This is a genomic window from Variovorax sp. GW821-FHT09B01 (assembly GCF_059418345.1).
Window position 1 is genome coordinate 99,549 of record NZ_JBWKPQ010000002.1, and the last position, 16,865, is coordinate 116,413.

Here is a 16,865-nt window from a genome sequence, read left to right on the forward strand (position 1 = left end):
ATGAATCGCTTTATTCGTCGGAGCCGCGCAGGCTCGGCCCCTGGCCGGAGCCGCCGCCATCGCCACCGCGCAGCGTGTGGGCGGTGGTGGTCGCGGCGTGGGTGAGTTGCTGGCGGCGATGCAGGCGCTTGGCCCAAGCGGGCCGTTCCTGTGTCTGCGCCGTAGCGGCGCCGGATGCGGCCTCGCCTGCGGCACCCTGACCGGATGCCGCGCCCGCGCCACCATCGGCAGCAGCGCCATTCCAGCCAGCGTGGAAGGGAGCGGCCATGCGTTGCCCGGCAGCGGAAGCGCGGGATGCAGCGCCTCGCCCGGCCGCCCGCGCGCCGGTCTTGGCGACGTTGCCCAGGCCCGCCATCGCGCCCTTTGCGCCGCCGCCAGCGGCGGCGGAACCGGCCTGAAACGCCGACTTCGCACTGCTGGCCGCCGACGTAGCGGCGCGCGCACCGCTACCGGCCAGCTTGGCGGCAGCCGGGGCCATGCGCGCACCAGCAGCCACGGCGCCACCCACGCCCGTCGCGGCGGCGCCGATGGCGACGGCCGTGCCGGCAGCGCCGACAGCAGCACCGGCCATTGCGCCAGCGCCGAGCTGCGGCGCACCGGAGACGAGGCCCGTGGCGATGCCGGGGCCGAAGATCCCGAGCGCCAGCAAGGTGAGCGAGGCCAGCATGATGACCAGCGCGTGGTCGATGGACGGCTCGGCAGGATGGACTTGGAACTGAGCGAACAAGCCTGAGCCGATACCGACGATCACGGCCAGCACCAGCACCTTGACGCCGGAGGCCACCACGTTGCCCAAGACCTTCTCGGCGAGGAACGCGGTCTTGTTCCAGAGCGCGAACGGCACCAACACGAATCCGGCGAGCGTGGTCAGCTTGAACTCGATCAGCGTGATGAACAGTTGGATCGCCAGCACGAAGAAGCACAAGACCACGACCAGCCACGCGAAGAACATCACCACGATGGGGTCGAGGTTCACAAACACTTCGGGAAAGCCCGCCATCTCGCCGATCTGCTCCAGAATCGGCGCCCCGGCGTCGATGCCGGTTTTCGCCAGCCGGCCCGGCTGCAAGAAGTTCTCCATCGTGATGGCCGAGCCGGTGGCTGTGATGCCCAATCCCGCAAACGAGCGGAACACGATGCTGGCCAGCCAGTTGAAGTTATTGATGATGTAGGCGAAGGCACCGACGTAGAGCACCTTGCGCAGCAGCTTGGCGATCACGTCCTCGCCCTGGCCGGTGGCATGGCTCATGGCCCAATACAGGCCGGCGATCGTCATGTCGATGACGATCAGCGTGGCCGTGAGGAACGCCACTTCGCCCCGCAGCAGCCCGAAACCCGAGTCGATATAAGCGGCAAAGGTGTTGAGGAATTGGTCGATGATGGTCACGTCATTCATGGCGTGTCCTTCGGTTCGGCGGGAACGGCCGGCGCCATGCCATCGGCCGGTTCCTCGAAGCTCGGCGGGATCGGCGGCAGGTCGGCCAGCGTCTGGTATTCATCCGGCCCAGCCTGGCCGGAGAAGAAGCGCCGCCGGAAGGCTTGGGCGGCGGCGCGGCAAGCGTCCTCGCCCGTGGCCTGCCGGTCGTCCGCGCATTGCGCGCGCAATGCCTTGAGCCGCAAGGGATCGGCGGCCAAGGCATCGGCAAGGTGGTCAGCCGGCTGTTCGCTGCAAGCGGCCAGCAGCGCAGCAAGTACCAGAACAGACGGGACGAGGACGCATCGCATAGCGGCCTCCCGTCAGTTGCCGTAGAAATCCACGCGCTGCGGCGTGTATGGCGTGCCATCGCCCAAGAAACGCCGCCGCACCTCGCGGGCGCGTTCCGTGGCCGCGGTCTGCCGTGCCAACTCCAGCGAGGCGGCCCGATCTTGCGTGATCTGGAGCCGCTGCGACTGGATCGACTGCTTGGCCTGCAAGGCCAGCAACTGGTTCATGGCCTGCATGGCTTGCAGCGCGCCTTCGGCCGACTGGCTCTTGCCCACGAGGTCGGCCAGCACGCTTTCGTCTTCGCCCAGGTTCTGCGACACCTGGGCCTGCATCCGCATGGTGGTCTGCAAGCCGTTGAGCGTGTTCCGCCAATGCTCCTGCGCATCGCGGTACATCTGGTCGCCGCTGACGGTGGCGGCGTACTGCTCGGGATACAGGCGCTGGAACTCCCGATCCAGATTCGTCACGTCGTAGGCCAGGCCGCGCGCCTGGTCGATCAGCCGCTGCGTGGTCGCCAGATTGGCGCGCAACTGGCCGACCACGCTGGACGGCAGGCTGGCGAGGTTGCGCGCCTGATTCATCAGCATCTGCGCTTCGTTCTGGAGTTGCTGGATCTGGTTATTGATCTGCTCCAGCGTGCGGATCGCGGTCAGCGTGTTCTGCACGAGGTTCGTGGGGTCGATCACAACCCATTGCGCGTGGGCGGTGGCAGTGCAAAGCATGGCCGAGATGGCGGCGGCGACAAGACGCTTTTTCATGGCAGGTTCTCCTGTGGGTGGTCGGTGGTACGGAAAGAACCCGGCGCGAGGCCGGGGAACGAGGGCAGCAGGTCGGCCGCCCAATCGAGGCCGCGATGGCGCAGCCAGGCGCCCGCGAAGCCGGGCACGCCGGCGTCCAGCAGCACGCGGTCTATGTCGCGCTGGTCTTGCGGCGTGGAAGCGCCCGCGAAGGCCAGCGCCGCCTGCCCCAGGTCGAGGTCGAACAGGCGATTGCCGAGGCGGGATTGGTAGTAGTAGTCGCGCTTGGGGCTCGCGGTGGCGACGATCTCGATCTGCCGGCTGTTCAGGCCGAAGCCTTCGTAGATCGTGCGAATCTGCGGTTCCGTCGCCTGCGGGTTGGGCAAGAAAATCCGACTCGCGCAGCTCTCGATGATCGCGGGCGCGATGCTCGAATCCTTGATGTCGGCGAGGCTCTGCGTGGCGAAGATGACGCTGACGTTCTTCTTGCGCAGCGTCTTGAGCCACTGGCGGATGCGTGCGGCAAACACCGGGTCGTCGAGGAACAGCCACGCTTCATCGAGGATCAGCAGCGTGGGCGCCCCGTCGAAGCGTTCATCGAAACGCGCAAAAAGGTAATGCAGCACGGCCATGACGGCGGCCTTGCTGTGCATCAGCTCCTCCATCTCGAAGCACTGCACGTCGGCCATGCCCAGCCGGTCGTGGTCGGCGTCCAGCAGCTTGCCGTGCGCGCCACCGAGCACATAGGGCGACAGCGCCTGCCGCAGCGTGTTCGATTGCAGCAGCACAGAAAGTCCCGTCATCGTGCGCTGCTCCACCGGCGCACCGGCGAGACTTCCCAGCGCCGACCAGATAGCCGCCTTCTCGTCGGGGCCGACCGCCACGCCTTCGTGCAGCAAGCGGCCTTCGATCCATTCGGCGGCCCAGGTGCGGTAGCCCTCACGGTCGATGCGCGCGAGTGGCTGGAAGGCGGTTTCGCCATCCGTCCCGAGGTCGTAGTGCTCGCCGTCCAGCCCCAGAACCGTGGCTCGCATGGAGCCGCCCATGTCGAAGGCGAAGATGCGCGAGCCGCGATAGCGGCGGAATTGCATCGCCAGCATGGCGAGCAAGACCGACTTGCCCATGCCAGTCGGGCCTGCGACCAGCGTGTGGCCCACGTCGCCGATGTGCGTCACCAGCCGGAACGGCGTGGCGCCTTCGGTGCGCGTGACGATCAGCGGCGCGCCGTTGAGGTGGTCGTTCTTCTCCGGCCCGGCCCATACCGCCGACACCGGCATCATGTGCGCCAGGTTCAGCGTCGAGACGATGGGCTGGCGCACGTTGGCGTAGGCGTTGCCGGGGAGCGAGGACAGCCAGGCATCCACAGCATTGAGCGTTTCAGGGATGGTGATGAAGCCCCGACCCTGGATGACGCGCTCCACCATGCGCAGCTTCTCGTCTGCGACGGCAGCGTCCTCGTCCATGACGGTGACGGTCGCCGTCAGATAGCCGAAGGCGACTTGATCGCCGCCCAGCTCCTGCAAGGCAGCGTCGGCATCGGCGGCTTTGTTGTTGGCGTCGGTATCGACCAGCGGGCTTTCCTGCTGGAAGATCGTTTCGCGCAGCAGCGCGATGACGTTCTTGCGCTTGGCGAACCACTGGCGGCGCAGGCGTGAAAGTTCTTTTTCCGCCTCGGCTTTGTCGAGGCAGAGAAAGCGCGTGCTCCAGCGGTACGCAAAACCGAGGCGGTTGAGGTCGTCCAGAATCCCCGGCCAGGTCGAGGTCGGGAAGCCGCGCACCGACACCACGCGCAGGTGCTGGTCGCCCAGCATGGGCGCCAGGCCGCCGACCAGCGCGGAATCGGTCAGCAGCGCGTCGATGTGGAACGGCACTTCGGGCACGCCCACGCGATAGCGCCGCGTCGAGATGGTCGCGTGCAGGTAGGTCAGCGTCTGCGCGTCATCGAGCCAGTCAATTTCCGGCATCACGCTGTCGAGCAGGTCGAAGACGCGATCCGTTTCCGCGACGAAGGCTTGCAGCCGCTCGCGCCAGTCCACGCCATTCGTCGGCGTGTTCTCGTAGAGCATCCTGGCTGCACGAGCGCGGGATTCTTCCGGCGGCAGGTAAAGCAGCGTCAGGTGATAGCCGCTCTCGAAGTGATTACCCGATTCCTCGAAGGCGGCCCGGCGTTCTTCCTCCACCACCCACGAAAGCGGCTCGGGAAACTCCGAGTGCGGATAGTCGGCCGCAGGCCGGCGCTCGGCTTCGATGAATAGCGCCCAGCCCGATCCCATGCGGCGCAGCGCATTGTTCAACCGCGCCGACGTGGCGACCAGCTCGCCTTGCGTCGCGCTGTCGAGGTCAGGCCCGCGAAACCGGGCCGTGCGCTGGAAACTGCCGTCCTTGTTCAAGACGAGACCCGGCGCGACCAGCCCGGCCCAGGGCAGCCAGTCGGCAAGCAAGGCCGGGCGCTGGCGGTATTCGGCGAGATTCAGCATCGCGGCGTCCTCCCCTCACACGTCCAGCAGCGGGCGGTGCTTGATGTGCCGGGCGAAGACCTGCATGAACTGCGGATCGACGCGCGCACCCCACACCGCCAGCGAATGGCCGACGATCCAGAGCACCACGCCGGGAATCCACAGTTGCAGGCCCAAGCCGACAGCGGCGGCCAGCGTGCCGTTGGCGATCGCCACGGTGCGCGGCGCACCGCCAAGCAGAATCGGCTCGGTCAGTGAGCGATGCAGCGGCACCTCGAAGCCGTCCCTGAAGGTGTCCGGGGCACTCATACGACCGCCCCGCCGGAGAAGCTGAAGAACGACAGGAAGAAGCTGGAAGCCGCAAACGCGATGGACAGACCGAAGACGATCTGGATCAGCTTGCGGAATCCGCCGGACGTGTCGCCGAAGGCGAGCGCGAGGCCCGTGGCGATGATGATGATGACCGCGACGATTCGCGCCACCGGCCCCTGGATGGATTCGAGGATGGATTGCAGCGGGCCTTCCCACGGCATCGAGGAACCGGCGGCCTGCGCGGTTCCGGCTAGGAACAGCAGCAGCGCGGCCAGCAGCAGCCCTTGCCCCGCAGGGCGGGCCAGGCAGCGCAGCCGCGCGTGGCGCAAAGCCGGATTTGCAGAAAAACGGAAAGCAGGAATGGTCATCTGCGTCATGGCAGTTCTCCAAGTGAGTCAGGGGATGGGGAAGTCGCCGCAGCGGGTGCGGCATTGGGAAGCGGCGGCAGCTCGGGAAACGGCGTTTCCAGCGCGTCCGCCAGTTGGTAGCCCACGCCGTCGAAGCCGACGACGCGGGCGATGCTCTCGATGCGGCGTTTGCGCCCGCGCCCGGCGATGTGGATCACCACGTTGACCGCCTCGGCGATCAGCGCACGGGGCGGGTTCACCGCCACTTCGAGAATCAGTTGCTCCAAGCGCAGCAGCGCGCCGAGTGCGGAGCCGGCATGGATCGTGGCGATGCCGCCGGGATGGCCGGTGCCCCACACCTTGATGAGATCCAGCGCCTCGGCGCCGCGCACTTCGCCAACGACGACGCGATCAGGCCGCAGGCGCATGGACGAGCGCACCAGCTCGGTCATGGACACCACGCCTGCGCGGGTGCGCAGAGGAACGTGGTCACGGGCCGCGCATTGCAGCTCCACCGTGTCTTCGAGCACCAGCACGCGGTCGCCGGTGGCGGCGATTTCGGCGAGCAAAGCATTGGCGAGCGTGGTCTTGCCGCTGCTGGTGGCGCCGGCGATCAGCACGTTCTGCCGCTCGCGCACGGCGCGAACGAGAAAGCCCGCTTGCGCGCTGGTCATCATTCCGTCGATGACGTACCGCTCCAGCGGAATTACGCCGATGGCACGCTTGCGCAGCGCGAAGGCCGGCCCCGGCGCTGCCGGCGGCAAGATGCCCTCGAAGCGTTCGCCGGTTTCGGGCAACTCGGCGGACAGCAGCGGCTGGCCGCGATGGACTTCTGCGCCGACGTGGGCCGCGACCAGGCGGATGATTCGCTCGCCGTCCGCCTCGGACAGTTCCACGCCCATCGGCGCGCGCCCACTGGAAAGCCGATCCACCCAAAGGGTGCGATCAGGATTCAGCATCACCTCCACCACGTCCGGGTCTTCGAGCGCGGCGGCGATCAGCGGCCCCATCGCCGTGCGCAACATCTGGATGCGGCGGTCGAGCGACGTGGCGGTCATGGACTGCGGAACGGCACTCATGACGCACGCTCCTGCGCTTGCGCGGCTGCCGCCGCGTCTTCCATCCGCATCGGGTCGGGATGCAGTTCCTCCACCACGTCGCGCACCAGGCTGCGGCCCCGCAGCAGGTGGCGGCCAAGCTGCTCGGTGAACTGCTCGAAGCGCGCTTTGCCCTGCGCGCGTGCCGCGTCTTGGTGCGCCTCGGGGACTGGTGTGCTGACCGTGAGGTAGTAGCGAATGAACAGCGCCAGCGTTTCGATGGCGATGTTCTGGTCGCGCTCCATGCGCTCGGCCTGGCGCGACAGGCGATCCAGCCGCTTGGCGATGGCCGCTTCGCGCTGGTCGGCGGCATCGGGCGACAGCCACGATGCGAGCGCCGCCGCGACGATGGACGACTTGGACACGCCTTTCTTGGCGGCAAGCTCATCGAGCCGCTTGGCGTGCTCGGGCTGGATAAAGAGGTTCAGGCGGTAGTGGCTCATAGCTCGATTCCGTCGTTGGGGTCGAGGGAAGCCAGCCGGGCCGTGCGCTGCATGGCTGGATCAAGCTGGCGAGGAAGGGGAAGCGGCAGGTCGTCGTCGTCATCGAGCAGCCCAAGGTCGGCCGCAGGCGAGGCCAGCACGGGGTCGTAGGCGACGGTTTCGGAGAGTTCGGGCTGACGGCATGGGCCGCCGTCGTCGGTGCTGTCCAAGTCGTCGGCGGATGCCGTGCCCGGTGCTGCCGGCATCAGCGGAATCGCCAGCCCGCTCCAGTCATCGGGCCGCGATGGCGGCGCGTCGGCGTACTGCCCGTCCGCCAGCGCGGGCGGCGGCAGCACGCGACGCTTGAAGTTGCTGTCCACGTAGTAGCGCAGCTTCTTCGCCTTGATCGGCGCCATGCTGGACACCATCACCACGGCCTCGTCGGGTGGAAGCTGCATGACTTCGCCCGGCGTCAGCAGCGGGCGGGCCGTCTCCTGGCGCGACACCATCAGGTGGCCCAGCCACGGCGCGAGCCGATGGCCCGCGTAGTTGCGCTGGGCACGCAGCTCGGTGGCCGTGCCCAGCGTCTCGGAGATCCGCTTGGCGGTGCGTTCGTCGTTCGTGGCGAACGTCACGCGCACATGGCAGTTGTCGAGAATCGAATGGTTCTGGCCGTAGGCTTTGTCGATCTGGTTGAGCGACTGCGCGATGAGGAAGCTGCGGATGCCGTATCCGGCCATGAAGGCCAGTGCCGTCTCGAAGAAGTCCAAGCGCCCCAGCGCCGGGAACTCGTCGAGCATCAGCAGCAGCTTGTGGCGGCGCTCGATGCCATCGGAGCCATCGAGCGATTCGGAGAGGCGCCGACCGATCTGGTTGAGGATCAGGCGAATGAGCGGCTTCGTCCGCGAAATGTCCGAAGGCGGCACCACCAGGTACAGCGACACAGGATGCGCTGCCGCGATCAGGTCTGCGATGCGCCAGTCGCAGCGCGAAGTGACTTCGGCCACCGTGGGATCGCGGTACAGGCCGAGGAACGACATGGCCGTGGACAGCACGCCCGAGCGTTCGTTGTCGCTCTTGTTGAGGACTTCACGCGCCGCCGACGCGACGACCGGATGCGCCCCATCGCCGAGGTGCGGCGTGGTCATCATCCGATGCAAGGTCAGCTCGAAGGGGCTGGCCGGGTCGCTAAGGAAGTTGGCGACGCCGCGCAGCGTCTTGTCCTTGCCCGCGTAGAGCACATGCAGGATGGCCCCGACCAGCAGTGCGTGGCTGGTTTTTTCCCAATGGTTTCGCTTCTCCAGCGCGCCTTCGGGATCAACCAGAATGTCCGCGATGTTCTGCACGTCGCGCACCTCATGCGCGCCGCGCCGTACCTCCAGCAGCGGGTTGTAGGCCGCCGACTTCGCATCGGTCGGGTTGAACAGCAGGCAATGTGAGAAGCGCGAGCGCCAGCCGGCGGTGATCTGCCAGTTCTCGCCCTTGATGTCGTGGATGACGGCGGATGCGGGCCAGGACAGCAAGGTGGGCACCACCAGGCCCACGCCCTTGCCGGAGCGCGTGGGCGCGAAGGTCAGGACATGTTCCGGGCCTTCATGCCGCAGGTACTGGCGGTCATGCTGGCCCAGGAACACGCCGGCCGGCTGCGTGAGGCCCGCCATGCGAATGTCCTGCGCGTTCGCCCAGCGGGCAGAGCCGTAAGTCGTGACAAGGCGCGATTGGCGCGAGCGCCAAATCGACATGCCTATGGCGACCACCACCGCCAGCAGGCCGCTGCCGCCCGCGATGGCGCCGCCGGTATCGAACACGCGCGGCGCGTAGGCATCGAAAACGAACCACCACTCAAACAGCTTCCACGGGTGGTAGATCGGTGTGCCGAGAAGGTCAAACCAGGGCGAGCCAAGGCGTAGTTGATAGCCAAGAGCCGCTGCTGTCCATTGTGTGGCGCCCCACACGCCGGCGATCACGATGCCGAATACCACGGCGATCTGACCGAACAGCACGTTCGTCCCTTGCATGACCTGGCCTCCGATTTCTCCTGCGCTGATTCCTCATGGGGAAGGCGGCACAAGAACGTGCCGCAGGCGTCAGGATGGGTGTCGGGTCAGTGCCGGTCAAAGACTGCTTCGAGCAGAAAGGTCGAGCAAAAAGACAGAATTAGTGCAGGGGCGAACCAATGAAAAACACCGCAAGCGATAGCGCATTGCGGCGTGTCGAGCAGAAATATTGAGGCGATGCTGCGAACCGCCAACGATCAGAACTTGGCTGATTCCTTCGGTGGTGTGTACGGCGTTTCACCGTCGCCATAGAACCGCTTGCGCGTGGCTTCGGCTACCCGATTGCACAGCACGTCGCCCAGCTTGGGGCGATCCGTCTTGCATTGTTGGCGCAGCTCTTTGAGCTGTTCGGGGTTGGCCGCCAGTTCTTCCACCGTCGGGATATTCGCCTCCGGAACGTTGGTCGTTTGTGGCGTCTCGGAATTGCCGCAGGCAGTCAGCGCGGCCACCAGCAGGAACTGGATGAGCTTCTTCATGGCGTGGATTCCTCCAAGGGATCGGAATGATGGCCCGGCTTGGGCCTTGGGGGTTCCGGAGATTCAATGGCCTGCACGCGCTCAATGAACCGGGCCAGCACATCGGACGGCTCGCCTTCGGGGAACAGTAGGTAAGTTGTCAGCGGTGGCACGCGCAATGCCAGCGGTCGGGCCACCACACCTGCGTCAGGGTTAGCGGCAATGCGCGCGGCACCCGTAAACCCAAGCGCCAGGCCAGCCGACACCAGCACCATCATCAGATCGCACGTAGCAACCCGTTCTGCGACCAACGGCTCCGTGCCGGCCCGGCGTAGCACACGATCTACGAATCTGGCATGGCCTTCGCAAACTTGTGGATCGCATAGAACCAGCGGATAGCGCAGCAACTCCTCCAAAGGAATGCGCTTGTACGCAAGCAGCGGATGCCGGGCTGGCACCGTTACTATGAGCGCGTCTCGCCATACAGGTATGGCGGCGATGCTGTCACCTACTTCATCAGACTGCGCAAACCCCACGTCGTACAGATCGTCGTGCAGACCTTTGATCTGCTGTGATAGCGGTACCTCGAAGAATCGGAGTTCAAGTTCAGGCTCTTCTTGTCGGCATAGCGCCAGCAGAGCCGGTAGGCGCGACGGTGTGATGCCGTCCGACAATGCCACTCGCAATTGCCCATGGAAACCATTGGCCGCCGCTTTCACGCTATCGCGGGCTTGCTCCAAGACAGTGAACACGCGACGCACGTGTTCCAAGAACAGTCGGCCAGCGAGCGTCAATCGAGTGCTGCGAGTGGTGCGAGCAAATAACACCGCCCCGAGTTCCACCTCCAACTCCTTGATAGCGCGCGACAGAGGCGACTGCTCAATGTGCAGCCTCTCCGCTGCTCGTGCGAAGTGGAGTTCTTCAGCAACGGCCAAGAAGCAACGCAGATGACGAAGCTCCATATAGTGCCCTCTCAAAATGCATCTTCATCGCAGAGCCTCCATGCTCAATCTCGTCACAACGATCTGTGTGGACAACGATTGGCGTTCCGTACAGATGTAGATCGGATGAAAATCGGAGCGATCATGACGCCCCGCCACGATTGCATTTCCCGAATCGTTGAGAGCCTGGCCTTACGTGTGCAACGATGGCCGCAGACACACTCCGTCGATACTCGAGGAGGAGCCTTTTAGTTGGTTAAATCGGCAATTGACAAGAGCAAGGTGGTGAGTTGCTCTGGCATGGTGATGTGGGGGTTGTGCGAAGCAGGCAGCTCATAATATTTCCACCCTTCTCGGGCTTGAGCGCGGGACGCCGAAAGACCAAAGGTGTCATACAGACCAGTCTTCGTACAGTAAATATACGCAGAAGGGATGTTTGAAGCTTCTCCCGCTAGACATAGAGGAGATGTGAACGTAGCAAGGGGTTGCGGTCCGCGCCTCCCTTGGGCGAGCTTTTGATCATGGTCAGGGGTGTCCGGCGGAAGTGGGCTTGGGGGGACCAGCCAACCGAATCCATTGTTCTTGACGTCTTCCAGGATGGCGGCTCGCTGAGCCTTTGGCATGAGATCCAATGCGCACTCATCGGACTCCGGTAGTAGTGCGTCGATGTATATCAACTGTTGAATCCGATCGGGGATTCTGTCGGCCACACCAGTCACGACCATTCCCCCATAGCTGTGCCCGACCAAGATGACATGGTTGAGGTTCTCCGACTCGATAGCACGGACGACATCATCGACGTGCATATGCAGGTCGATACGAGGTCCAAGCAAGTGCGAGCGTTCACCCAGCCCCGTACAGGTTGGCGTCAGGAGTCGGTGATGCGCTGCCAAAAAGAGAGAGTGCATTCGCCACCACGCCCAACCTGCTGACCAGGCCCCATGGACCATGACAAAGGTGTTCATGGGGCGAGACTCAGTATCGATATGCCAAGAAGCCGCCGTCCAGCAGTATCTCGGCGCCAGTCACGTACCCAGCCTCTTCTGATGCAAGAAACAAGATTGCGTTCGCGGCGTCTTCTCGCTTACCGGTGCCGCCCAGTGGAACGGTTTCAAAGAACTTTTCCCGCATTTTGGGATCAGCGGACACCACTGAGGTTCGCATGGGGGGCAGAAGACCGGGAACGATGGCGTTTACCCGGATCCCTGATCTTGCGTACTCGCCTGCAGCAGAGCGCGTCATGGCCAACACCCCGGCTTTCACGGCGCAATAGCCCATGTGGAGACCGGGCATGCCTGCATACGCTGCGATGGAGGAAATCGTGATGATTGATCCCCCACCTGCACGAGTGATGGCGCGGGCGCCATGGCGGATGGCTAGGAAGGTGCCGCGGATATGGATTGACGTCAGTCGGTCGAGATAGTCGACCTTTTCATGATCAGGAACCATACCGCTTATGCCGGCATTGCTTACAACGATATGAATGGCTTCGAAGGATTGCTCCCCCTTTCGAAGGGCTTCCTTCCAGTTTTCCTCTTCAGTGACGTCTAGTTTGACGAAGCATGCTTCGCCACCCCCCTCGGTAATCGACTGTGCGACTGCTTGGCCTTCTTGCTCTAGTAGGTCAGCGATGACCACGCGCGCGCCCTCGCGCGCAAACATCCTTGCTGTGGCTTCACCAATGCCGCTCGCGGCGCCTGTCACGAAAGCAGTTTTTCCAGTGAATCTCATACACGTCTCCTTGCAATATGAAAAGGGCAGAGTTGGTTCAGAGTCTCGGCCGTCTAGCATCTTACACATATCCTTGTAATATGCAAGATGTCAACAAGCTCCCATTGTCGGCTGGCTAAGAAGCTTGACGCGAGTCGAGGCTGACTCTCGCTTGCCGCCGCTTACGTCATTCGGGCTCTAGGGAATGTCTGCAAAACTCAGGCGCTGGCCGCGTAGCGTGAACGGCAGCGCCCTGCGATGATCTGCGGCATGAAGCAACTCGGACTGGGCCTGAACCTGTCGACCAAGAAGACGCGCAAGCGGGAGTTCTGGGAGGAGATGGAGCGCGTGGTTCCGTGGTCGGCGCTGGTGCAGATCGTGAAGCCGTACTACCTGAAGGCGAAGACGGGCCGGCCGCCGTTTGCCATCGAGACGATGCTGCGGGTTCATTACCTCCAGCAGTGGTTCGCGCTGAGCGACCCGGCGATGGAAGAGGCGCTGCACGACATGCCCGTGTTTCGCGAGTTCGCCAAGCCAGGCGACGTGGCGCGGTTGCCGGACGAGACGACGATCCTGAGGTTCGGCCACCTGCTGGAGAAGCACGACCTGGCGACCGACATGCTGCGAGTGGTCAACGACATCCTGCAGGCCAAGGGCCTGTTGATGAAGAAGTGCAAGGTGGTCGACGCCACGCTGATCGCAGCGCCGAGTTCGACGAAGAACGCGTCGATGCAGAGTCGGGACTGGTGCACAGCGTCGTGGGCTGGTCGGCCAACGTGAACGACGTGACGCAGGCAGGCAGCTTGCTGCACGGCGTTGAGGAGGTCGCCTTCGGCGACGCCGGCTACCGCAGCGTTCACAAGCGCGGCGAGGCTCAGGGGCTGCAGTGGCACGTGGCGATGCGCGCCGGCGACCGCCGCAAGCTGAACCCATTCCTGCAGCCCGACTTCCTGGCAGAGCAGGCGGAGAAGCTGACGGCGAGCATCCGAGCCCAGGTCGAGCACCCGTTTCGTGTATTAAAGCGGCAGTTCGGCTACACGAAGGTGCGGTACCGCGGCCTGGCGAAGAACACAGTTCAGATCGTCACGCTGTTCGCGCTGTCGAACCTGTGGATGGCTCGGCGCAGCTTGATGGGGCGCGCAGGGATGAGTGCGTCCGCAGCCTTATGCGGGGCGGCCTCGAAGGGCACCGAAACCATCATGTAGCGCCGCGTACGAGCAGTGATTTGAAGCAACCATGCGTAGCGTGGCGTAGTCAAGATGCTTCCGAATCGGCGCTGCGAATCACGTTGCGCAGACCTTTCCTCGCGTAAGTGATGCAGAGGTCGCGGACAACGGACCAGATACAGTGGACCCTGAGCAAGGGCACTGCGAAGCGGCCGAGGACCATGTGCTGTCCAAGTTCAGCTAGCATGTCAACAGGACACAACTTGTTTTTTGCCCCATCGCGCTGACGAAGGGCTCGTTTCATACCGGCAAAGGCATTGCATGAAGAAGTCGCTCGCTGTTTCCTCTAGGAGACAAAAATCCAACTCCAACCGAACTGAAGCGCCGACTCTGGCCGAGCAGGCTTATAAGAGGCTTGAGGAGATGATCATTACTCTGCAGCTAGCACCAGGCGTGGTGCTTTCTGAGTATGGTTTGTCGGAACTGCTGGAAATTGGTAGAACACCAATCAGAGAGGCGCTCCAGCGTCTCGCCGGAGAGGGACTGGTTGTGGTCCTCCCCAAGCGAGGGGTTCTTGTTTCCGAAACCAATATTCGCACCCAACTCCGATTGCTGGAGTTGCGAAGGGAAGTGCAACGTCTTCTCGCACAACTCGCAGCAGAGCGGGCAACAGAGGAGGAGAGGGCGCATTTTGCCCAGATCGGCGCTTCTCTGCTTCATGCAGCTAGCGCGCGCGACGAAGGGCTTTTTGCTCAGCTAGATCGAGAACTCGATGAGTGCATGTGGAAGGCGGCTCGCAATGAGTTCATAACCAAGACGATGGCGCTCATGCGCGGTTTATCGCGCAGGTTCTGGTTCGCGCACTATCGCAGGGTTGGAGATCTTCCGCTGGCGGCCACATTGCATTCAAAAATGGCCGAGGCGATAGCCAGGGGTCACGCTAAGGATGCCGCTGCGGCCTCCGATCGTCTTGTTGACTACATCGAGAGCTTTGCGCGAGAGACCATCACCAATTAGAACTTGGGTACCTTGGTGCTGCGAATTGGCCCCGGCGCGCGGAGATTAAGTCAGGCAGTTTGACCCTGCCTCGATTTCGCGTACAGCAAGAAGTTGGAAACTTCAAAGGTTCGATCACTCGACCTCGGCCGCCTTCCTGTAACCCGTCTCGTTACGCCGATCACGGGCCAGCAACGCCCAGACGATTCGAGCGTTCTTGCTGGCGAGTGCCACCGCCGCCACGTTCTTGTTGCGCCGCTGGACCACAAAGGTGGCCCCGGAAATCTGAACACGGCGATGAGTGAAAACTCTGCCCTGTGAGCGGTCCGCGAAGAGCGGGCTGACATGGAGCGAGAGCATGAGCAGAAGACCACGCCGGAACTTCTCACCGGCGTTCAAGGCCAAGGTGGCGCTGGAGGTCAACCGTTCGCCGGCAGTCGCATGCCGCGCCACATGCTCAAGGCACGAGGCTTCGAGGTCGGGCGCAAGCACGTGGCGCCCCTCATGCGGCGCATGGGCATCAAGGCGCTGTACAGCAAGCCCAACACGAGCCGCAGCATGTGTGATCTACCCGTACCTGTTGCGCGGCCTGGCGATCGAGCGTGCGAACCAGGTCTGGGCGATGGACCTGACCTGCATCCCGATGGCACGCGGCTTCGTGTACCTGGCCGCGATCATTGACTGACATAGCCGCAAGGTCCCGGCCAGGGACGTGTCGATGTCGATGGAAGCGGACTTCTGCGTGCGCGTGCTCGACCATGCGATCGCGCGTCACGTCAAGCCGGAGATCTTCGATACCGACCAGGGTTCGCAGTTCACCAGCATGGTGTTCACCGAGCGGCTCAAGGGCGAGGGCATCGCCATCAGCATGGGCGGTCACACGAGATGCCCACCGCGTCGGTCGTGCGTTCGCGCAAGCGACGCCCGCCCGCCACCGTGGACATCTCTGCACTGCGGTCAACCCCGGCAGCGTTCCACTTGTCGTCGCCCGACTCGTGTTCAGACCGATGGGGCCACCTCTCGGCCGCACATCCTCTTAGTACCTCATTTCAAGGGAAAACCCTCTATGAGATACTTTTGCCGCTCATGTAATATACTTGTGTCATGCAAGTCGGCATGTGACTGCGAAACTGCATGACATCGATTGGTCCTCATCTATCTGTGTCATGCAAAGGAGACAAAATGAAGTTAAGTCGGCGGACTTTTACCCAAGCAACCCTGGGTGCGGCGGCGATATCTGTGGGTGGGCCTCTGTTTGCGCAGGACCGACCTCTGCGTCTTGGCCTGTTGGCGCCGCGATCAGGGGTGGCTGCCTTCATGGGGGAGGACAGCATTCGAGCCGTTCGGTGGGGGGTGGACCGAATCAACCGGTCGGGGGGGATCGCAGGTAGGAAAGTGGAGCTCGTCATTCAGGAGGAGACCACTCCCAAGGACACAGTTGAGCGGTTTCGCCATCTGGCACTGCAGGAGAAGGTGGACGCCATTCATGGACTGATTTCTACCGGCGTTACTCTGGCAGTCGCCCCCGTCGCAGAGGATGAGCGTGTTCTGCTCCAGTGCTGGGATGGAACGACACAAAACGGAGTGCAAGAGTCGATGCCAAAAACTCGTTTTGTGTTCCGGTCGACTGACAACGAGTGTGAAGCAGTGATGAGCTCGCTCATGGCCATCAAACGCTTCAAAGGTAAGTTCGCAACTATTGCAGGAGTGAATTCCGACTATTCGTATGGGCGAAACTGCTGGGAAACGTTCAAGACGTTGTTGTCTCGCTATGACATCGAGGCCAAGGTTGTTTCTGAGCAATGGATCCGGGTTGGTGCCACCGATCTCACGACGAACGTGGCGGCATTGAACGCCGCCAAGCCTGATCTGATTTTCAATTCGCTCTTCCTCTCCGATCTTCCTATCTTTCTTCGGCAGGCCTCCGCGGCAGGTCTGCTGGCCAACGCAAAGATCGTGTCGACCGTGGCGGGTGGTCAAATCAATGACCTGCGGTCCAGTTTCGTTCCCGAGGGTGCATTGCTGGGGCAGAACACCTTCTACTTTGACTTGCCCGGAGCATCCGAATTGCAGAAGTCGTTTGTTGCGGAATACAGGGACCGCTACAAGGCCATTCCGACCACATCGGCTGACCGCGCCTACTTCAATCTGATGGCTTACAAAGCCGGTGTCGAGAAGGCGGCGAAGGCTGCCGGCCGCTGGCCAAAAACTGATGAGATCGCTGATGCCATTGCCGGAAACGACATCGAAAGTCTAGGTGGCCGAGGGCGTTATCGGGCCGACAAGATTGCCGAACAGATGTTCTACCAAGGCTTCAGTAAGAACAGTACTCAGCATGAGTACCCGGGGCTGTCCGATATTACCGCCGCGTTTTCTGATCAATTGCAGAAACCTGCAGGCGCAGACTACTGGAAATGGATCAAGACTGCAGATTTCCGCGTGTAATTATTCGTTAGCGGAGTGT

The 16,865-nt window shown here is 63.1% G+C and carries 15 protein-coding genes and 3 pseudogenes; 4 read left to right on the forward strand and 14 right to left on the reverse strand.

What is annotated here, in order from left to right:
• Positions 1 to 10 precede the first annotated feature (10 nt).
• From trbL to AC07RV_RS07635, 13 genes are all read right to left on the reverse strand, one after another.
• On the reverse strand, positions 11 to 1,396 hold the full coding sequence (gene trbL, locus AC07RV_RS07575) for a P-type conjugative transfer protein TrbL (RefSeq protein WP_296781867.1): 1,386 nt from the start codon (positions 1,394 to 1,396) through the stop codon (positions 11 to 13).
• On the reverse strand, positions 1,393 to 1,725 hold the full coding sequence (locus AC07RV_RS07580) for a hypothetical protein (RefSeq protein ID WP_296781866.1): 333 nt from the start codon (positions 1,723 to 1,725) through the stop codon (positions 1,393 to 1,395). Before AC07RV_RS07580 ends, trbL begins: the two co-directional genes overlap by 4 nt.
• Positions 1,726 to 1,737: 12 nt before the next feature.
• Positions 1,738 to 2,463 (reverse strand): P-type conjugative transfer protein TrbJ, encoded by a 726-nt coding sequence (trbJ, locus tag AC07RV_RS07585; RefSeq protein WP_056581676.1) that lies wholly within the window; start codon positions 2,461 to 2,463, stop codon positions 1,738 to 1,740.
• Positions 2,460 to 4,919 carry a conjugal transfer protein TrbE gene (gene trbE / locus AC07RV_RS07590; RefSeq protein ID WP_296781865.1) on the reverse strand — a complete coding sequence of 820 codons (2,460 nt, stop codon included), beginning with the start codon at positions 4,917 to 4,919 and terminating at the stop codon, positions 2,460 to 2,462. Before trbE ends, trbJ begins: the two co-directional genes overlap by 4 nt.
• A 15-nt stretch (positions 4,920 to 4,934) precedes the next feature.
• Entirely contained in the window at positions 4,935 to 5,207 is a 273-nt protein-coding gene (locus AC07RV_RS07595; RefSeq protein ID WP_056581671.1) for a VirB3 family type IV secretion system protein, read from the reverse strand.
• Positions 5,204 to 5,587, reverse strand: coding sequence for a TrbC/VirB2 family type IV secretion system protein (locus AC07RV_RS07600; RefSeq protein ID WP_056581670.1), 384 nt, complete (start codon positions 5,585 to 5,587; stop codon positions 5,204 to 5,206). The genes AC07RV_RS07595 and AC07RV_RS07600 overlap by 4 nt, the downstream gene beginning before the upstream one ends.
• Positions 5,584 to 6,636 carry a P-type conjugative transfer ATPase TrbB gene (gene trbB / locus AC07RV_RS07605; protein ID WP_296781864.1) on the reverse strand — a complete coding sequence of 351 codons (1,053 nt, stop codon included), beginning with the start codon at positions 6,634 to 6,636 and terminating at the stop codon, positions 5,584 to 5,586. The genes AC07RV_RS07600 and trbB overlap by 4 nt, the downstream gene beginning before the upstream one ends.
• Positions 6,633 to 7,097: a ribbon-helix-helix protein, CopG family gene (locus tag AC07RV_RS07610; RefSeq protein ID WP_003111089.1), complete on the reverse strand. Its 465-nt coding sequence runs from the start codon at positions 7,095 to 7,097 to the stop codon at positions 6,633 to 6,635. The genes trbB and AC07RV_RS07610 overlap by 4 nt, the downstream gene beginning before the upstream one ends.
• A complete protein-coding gene (locus tag AC07RV_RS07615) occupies positions 7,094 to 9,094 on the reverse strand; it encodes a conjugal transfer protein TraG (RefSeq protein WP_296781859.1) in 2,001 nt (666 codons plus the stop codon). The genes AC07RV_RS07610 and AC07RV_RS07615 overlap by 4 nt, the downstream gene beginning before the upstream one ends.
• A gap of 236 nt (positions 9,095 to 9,330) precedes the next feature.
• Positions 9,331 to 9,609 (reverse strand): EexN family lipoprotein, encoded by a 279-nt coding sequence (locus AC07RV_RS07620; RefSeq protein WP_296781857.1) that lies wholly within the window; start codon positions 9,607 to 9,609, stop codon positions 9,331 to 9,333.
• Positions 9,606 to 10,550 (reverse strand): LysR family transcriptional regulator, encoded by a 945-nt coding sequence (locus AC07RV_RS07625; RefSeq protein ID WP_066123738.1) that lies wholly within the window; start codon positions 10,548 to 10,550, stop codon positions 9,606 to 9,608. Before AC07RV_RS07625 ends, AC07RV_RS07620 begins: the two co-directional genes overlap by 4 nt.
• Before the next feature lie 227 nt (positions 10,551 to 10,777).
• Complete coding sequence (locus AC07RV_RS07630; protein ID WP_082548893.1) at positions 10,778 to 11,494, reverse strand: alpha/beta fold hydrolase; 717 nt, start codon at positions 11,492 to 11,494, stop codon at positions 10,778 to 10,780.
• A 10-nt stretch (positions 11,495 to 11,504) separates the two neighbouring features.
• Positions 11,505 to 12,260 carry an SDR family NAD(P)-dependent oxidoreductase gene (locus AC07RV_RS07635; protein WP_296781855.1) on the reverse strand — a complete coding sequence of 252 codons (756 nt, stop codon included), beginning with the start codon at positions 12,258 to 12,260 and terminating at the stop codon, positions 11,505 to 11,507.
• Positions 12,261 to 12,509: 249 nt separating this feature from the next.
• On the opposite strand from AC07RV_RS07635, the pseudogene AC07RV_RS07640 reads away from it, so the two are divergent.
• Both AC07RV_RS07640 and AC07RV_RS07645 read left to right on the forward strand, forming a co-directional pair.
• A pseudogene (locus AC07RV_RS07640) lies at positions 12,510 to 13,444 on the forward strand (IS5 family transposase).
• 282 nt (positions 13,445 to 13,726) lie between these two features.
• Positions 13,727 to 14,422, forward strand: a complete 696-nt coding sequence (locus AC07RV_RS07645; RefSeq protein ID WP_296781853.1) for a GntR family transcriptional regulator — start codon at positions 13,727 to 13,729, stop codon at positions 14,420 to 14,422.
• Positions 14,423 to 14,536: 114 nt separating this feature from the next.
• On the opposite strand, the pseudogene AC07RV_RS07650 reads toward AC07RV_RS07645, so the two are convergent.
• Positions 14,537 to 14,668, reverse strand: a pseudogene (locus AC07RV_RS07650) (IS110 family transposase); the annotation flags it as partial.
• Between the two features lie 156 nt (positions 14,669 to 14,824).
• Between AC07RV_RS07650 and AC07RV_RS07655 the strand changes: the two are divergent.
• Together AC07RV_RS07655 and AC07RV_RS07660 are read left to right on the forward strand one after the other, a co-directional pair.
• Positions 14,825 to 15,278: pseudogene (locus tag AC07RV_RS07655) on the forward strand (transposase); the annotation flags it as partial.
• 305 nt (positions 15,279 to 15,583) lie between these two features.
• Positions 15,584 to 16,846 carry an ABC transporter substrate-binding protein gene (locus AC07RV_RS07660; RefSeq protein ID WP_056581658.1) on the forward strand — a complete coding sequence of 421 codons (1,263 nt, stop codon included), beginning with the start codon at positions 15,584 to 15,586 and terminating at the stop codon, positions 16,844 to 16,846.
• The last annotated feature ends 19 nt before the right edge of the window (positions 16,847 to 16,865 follow it).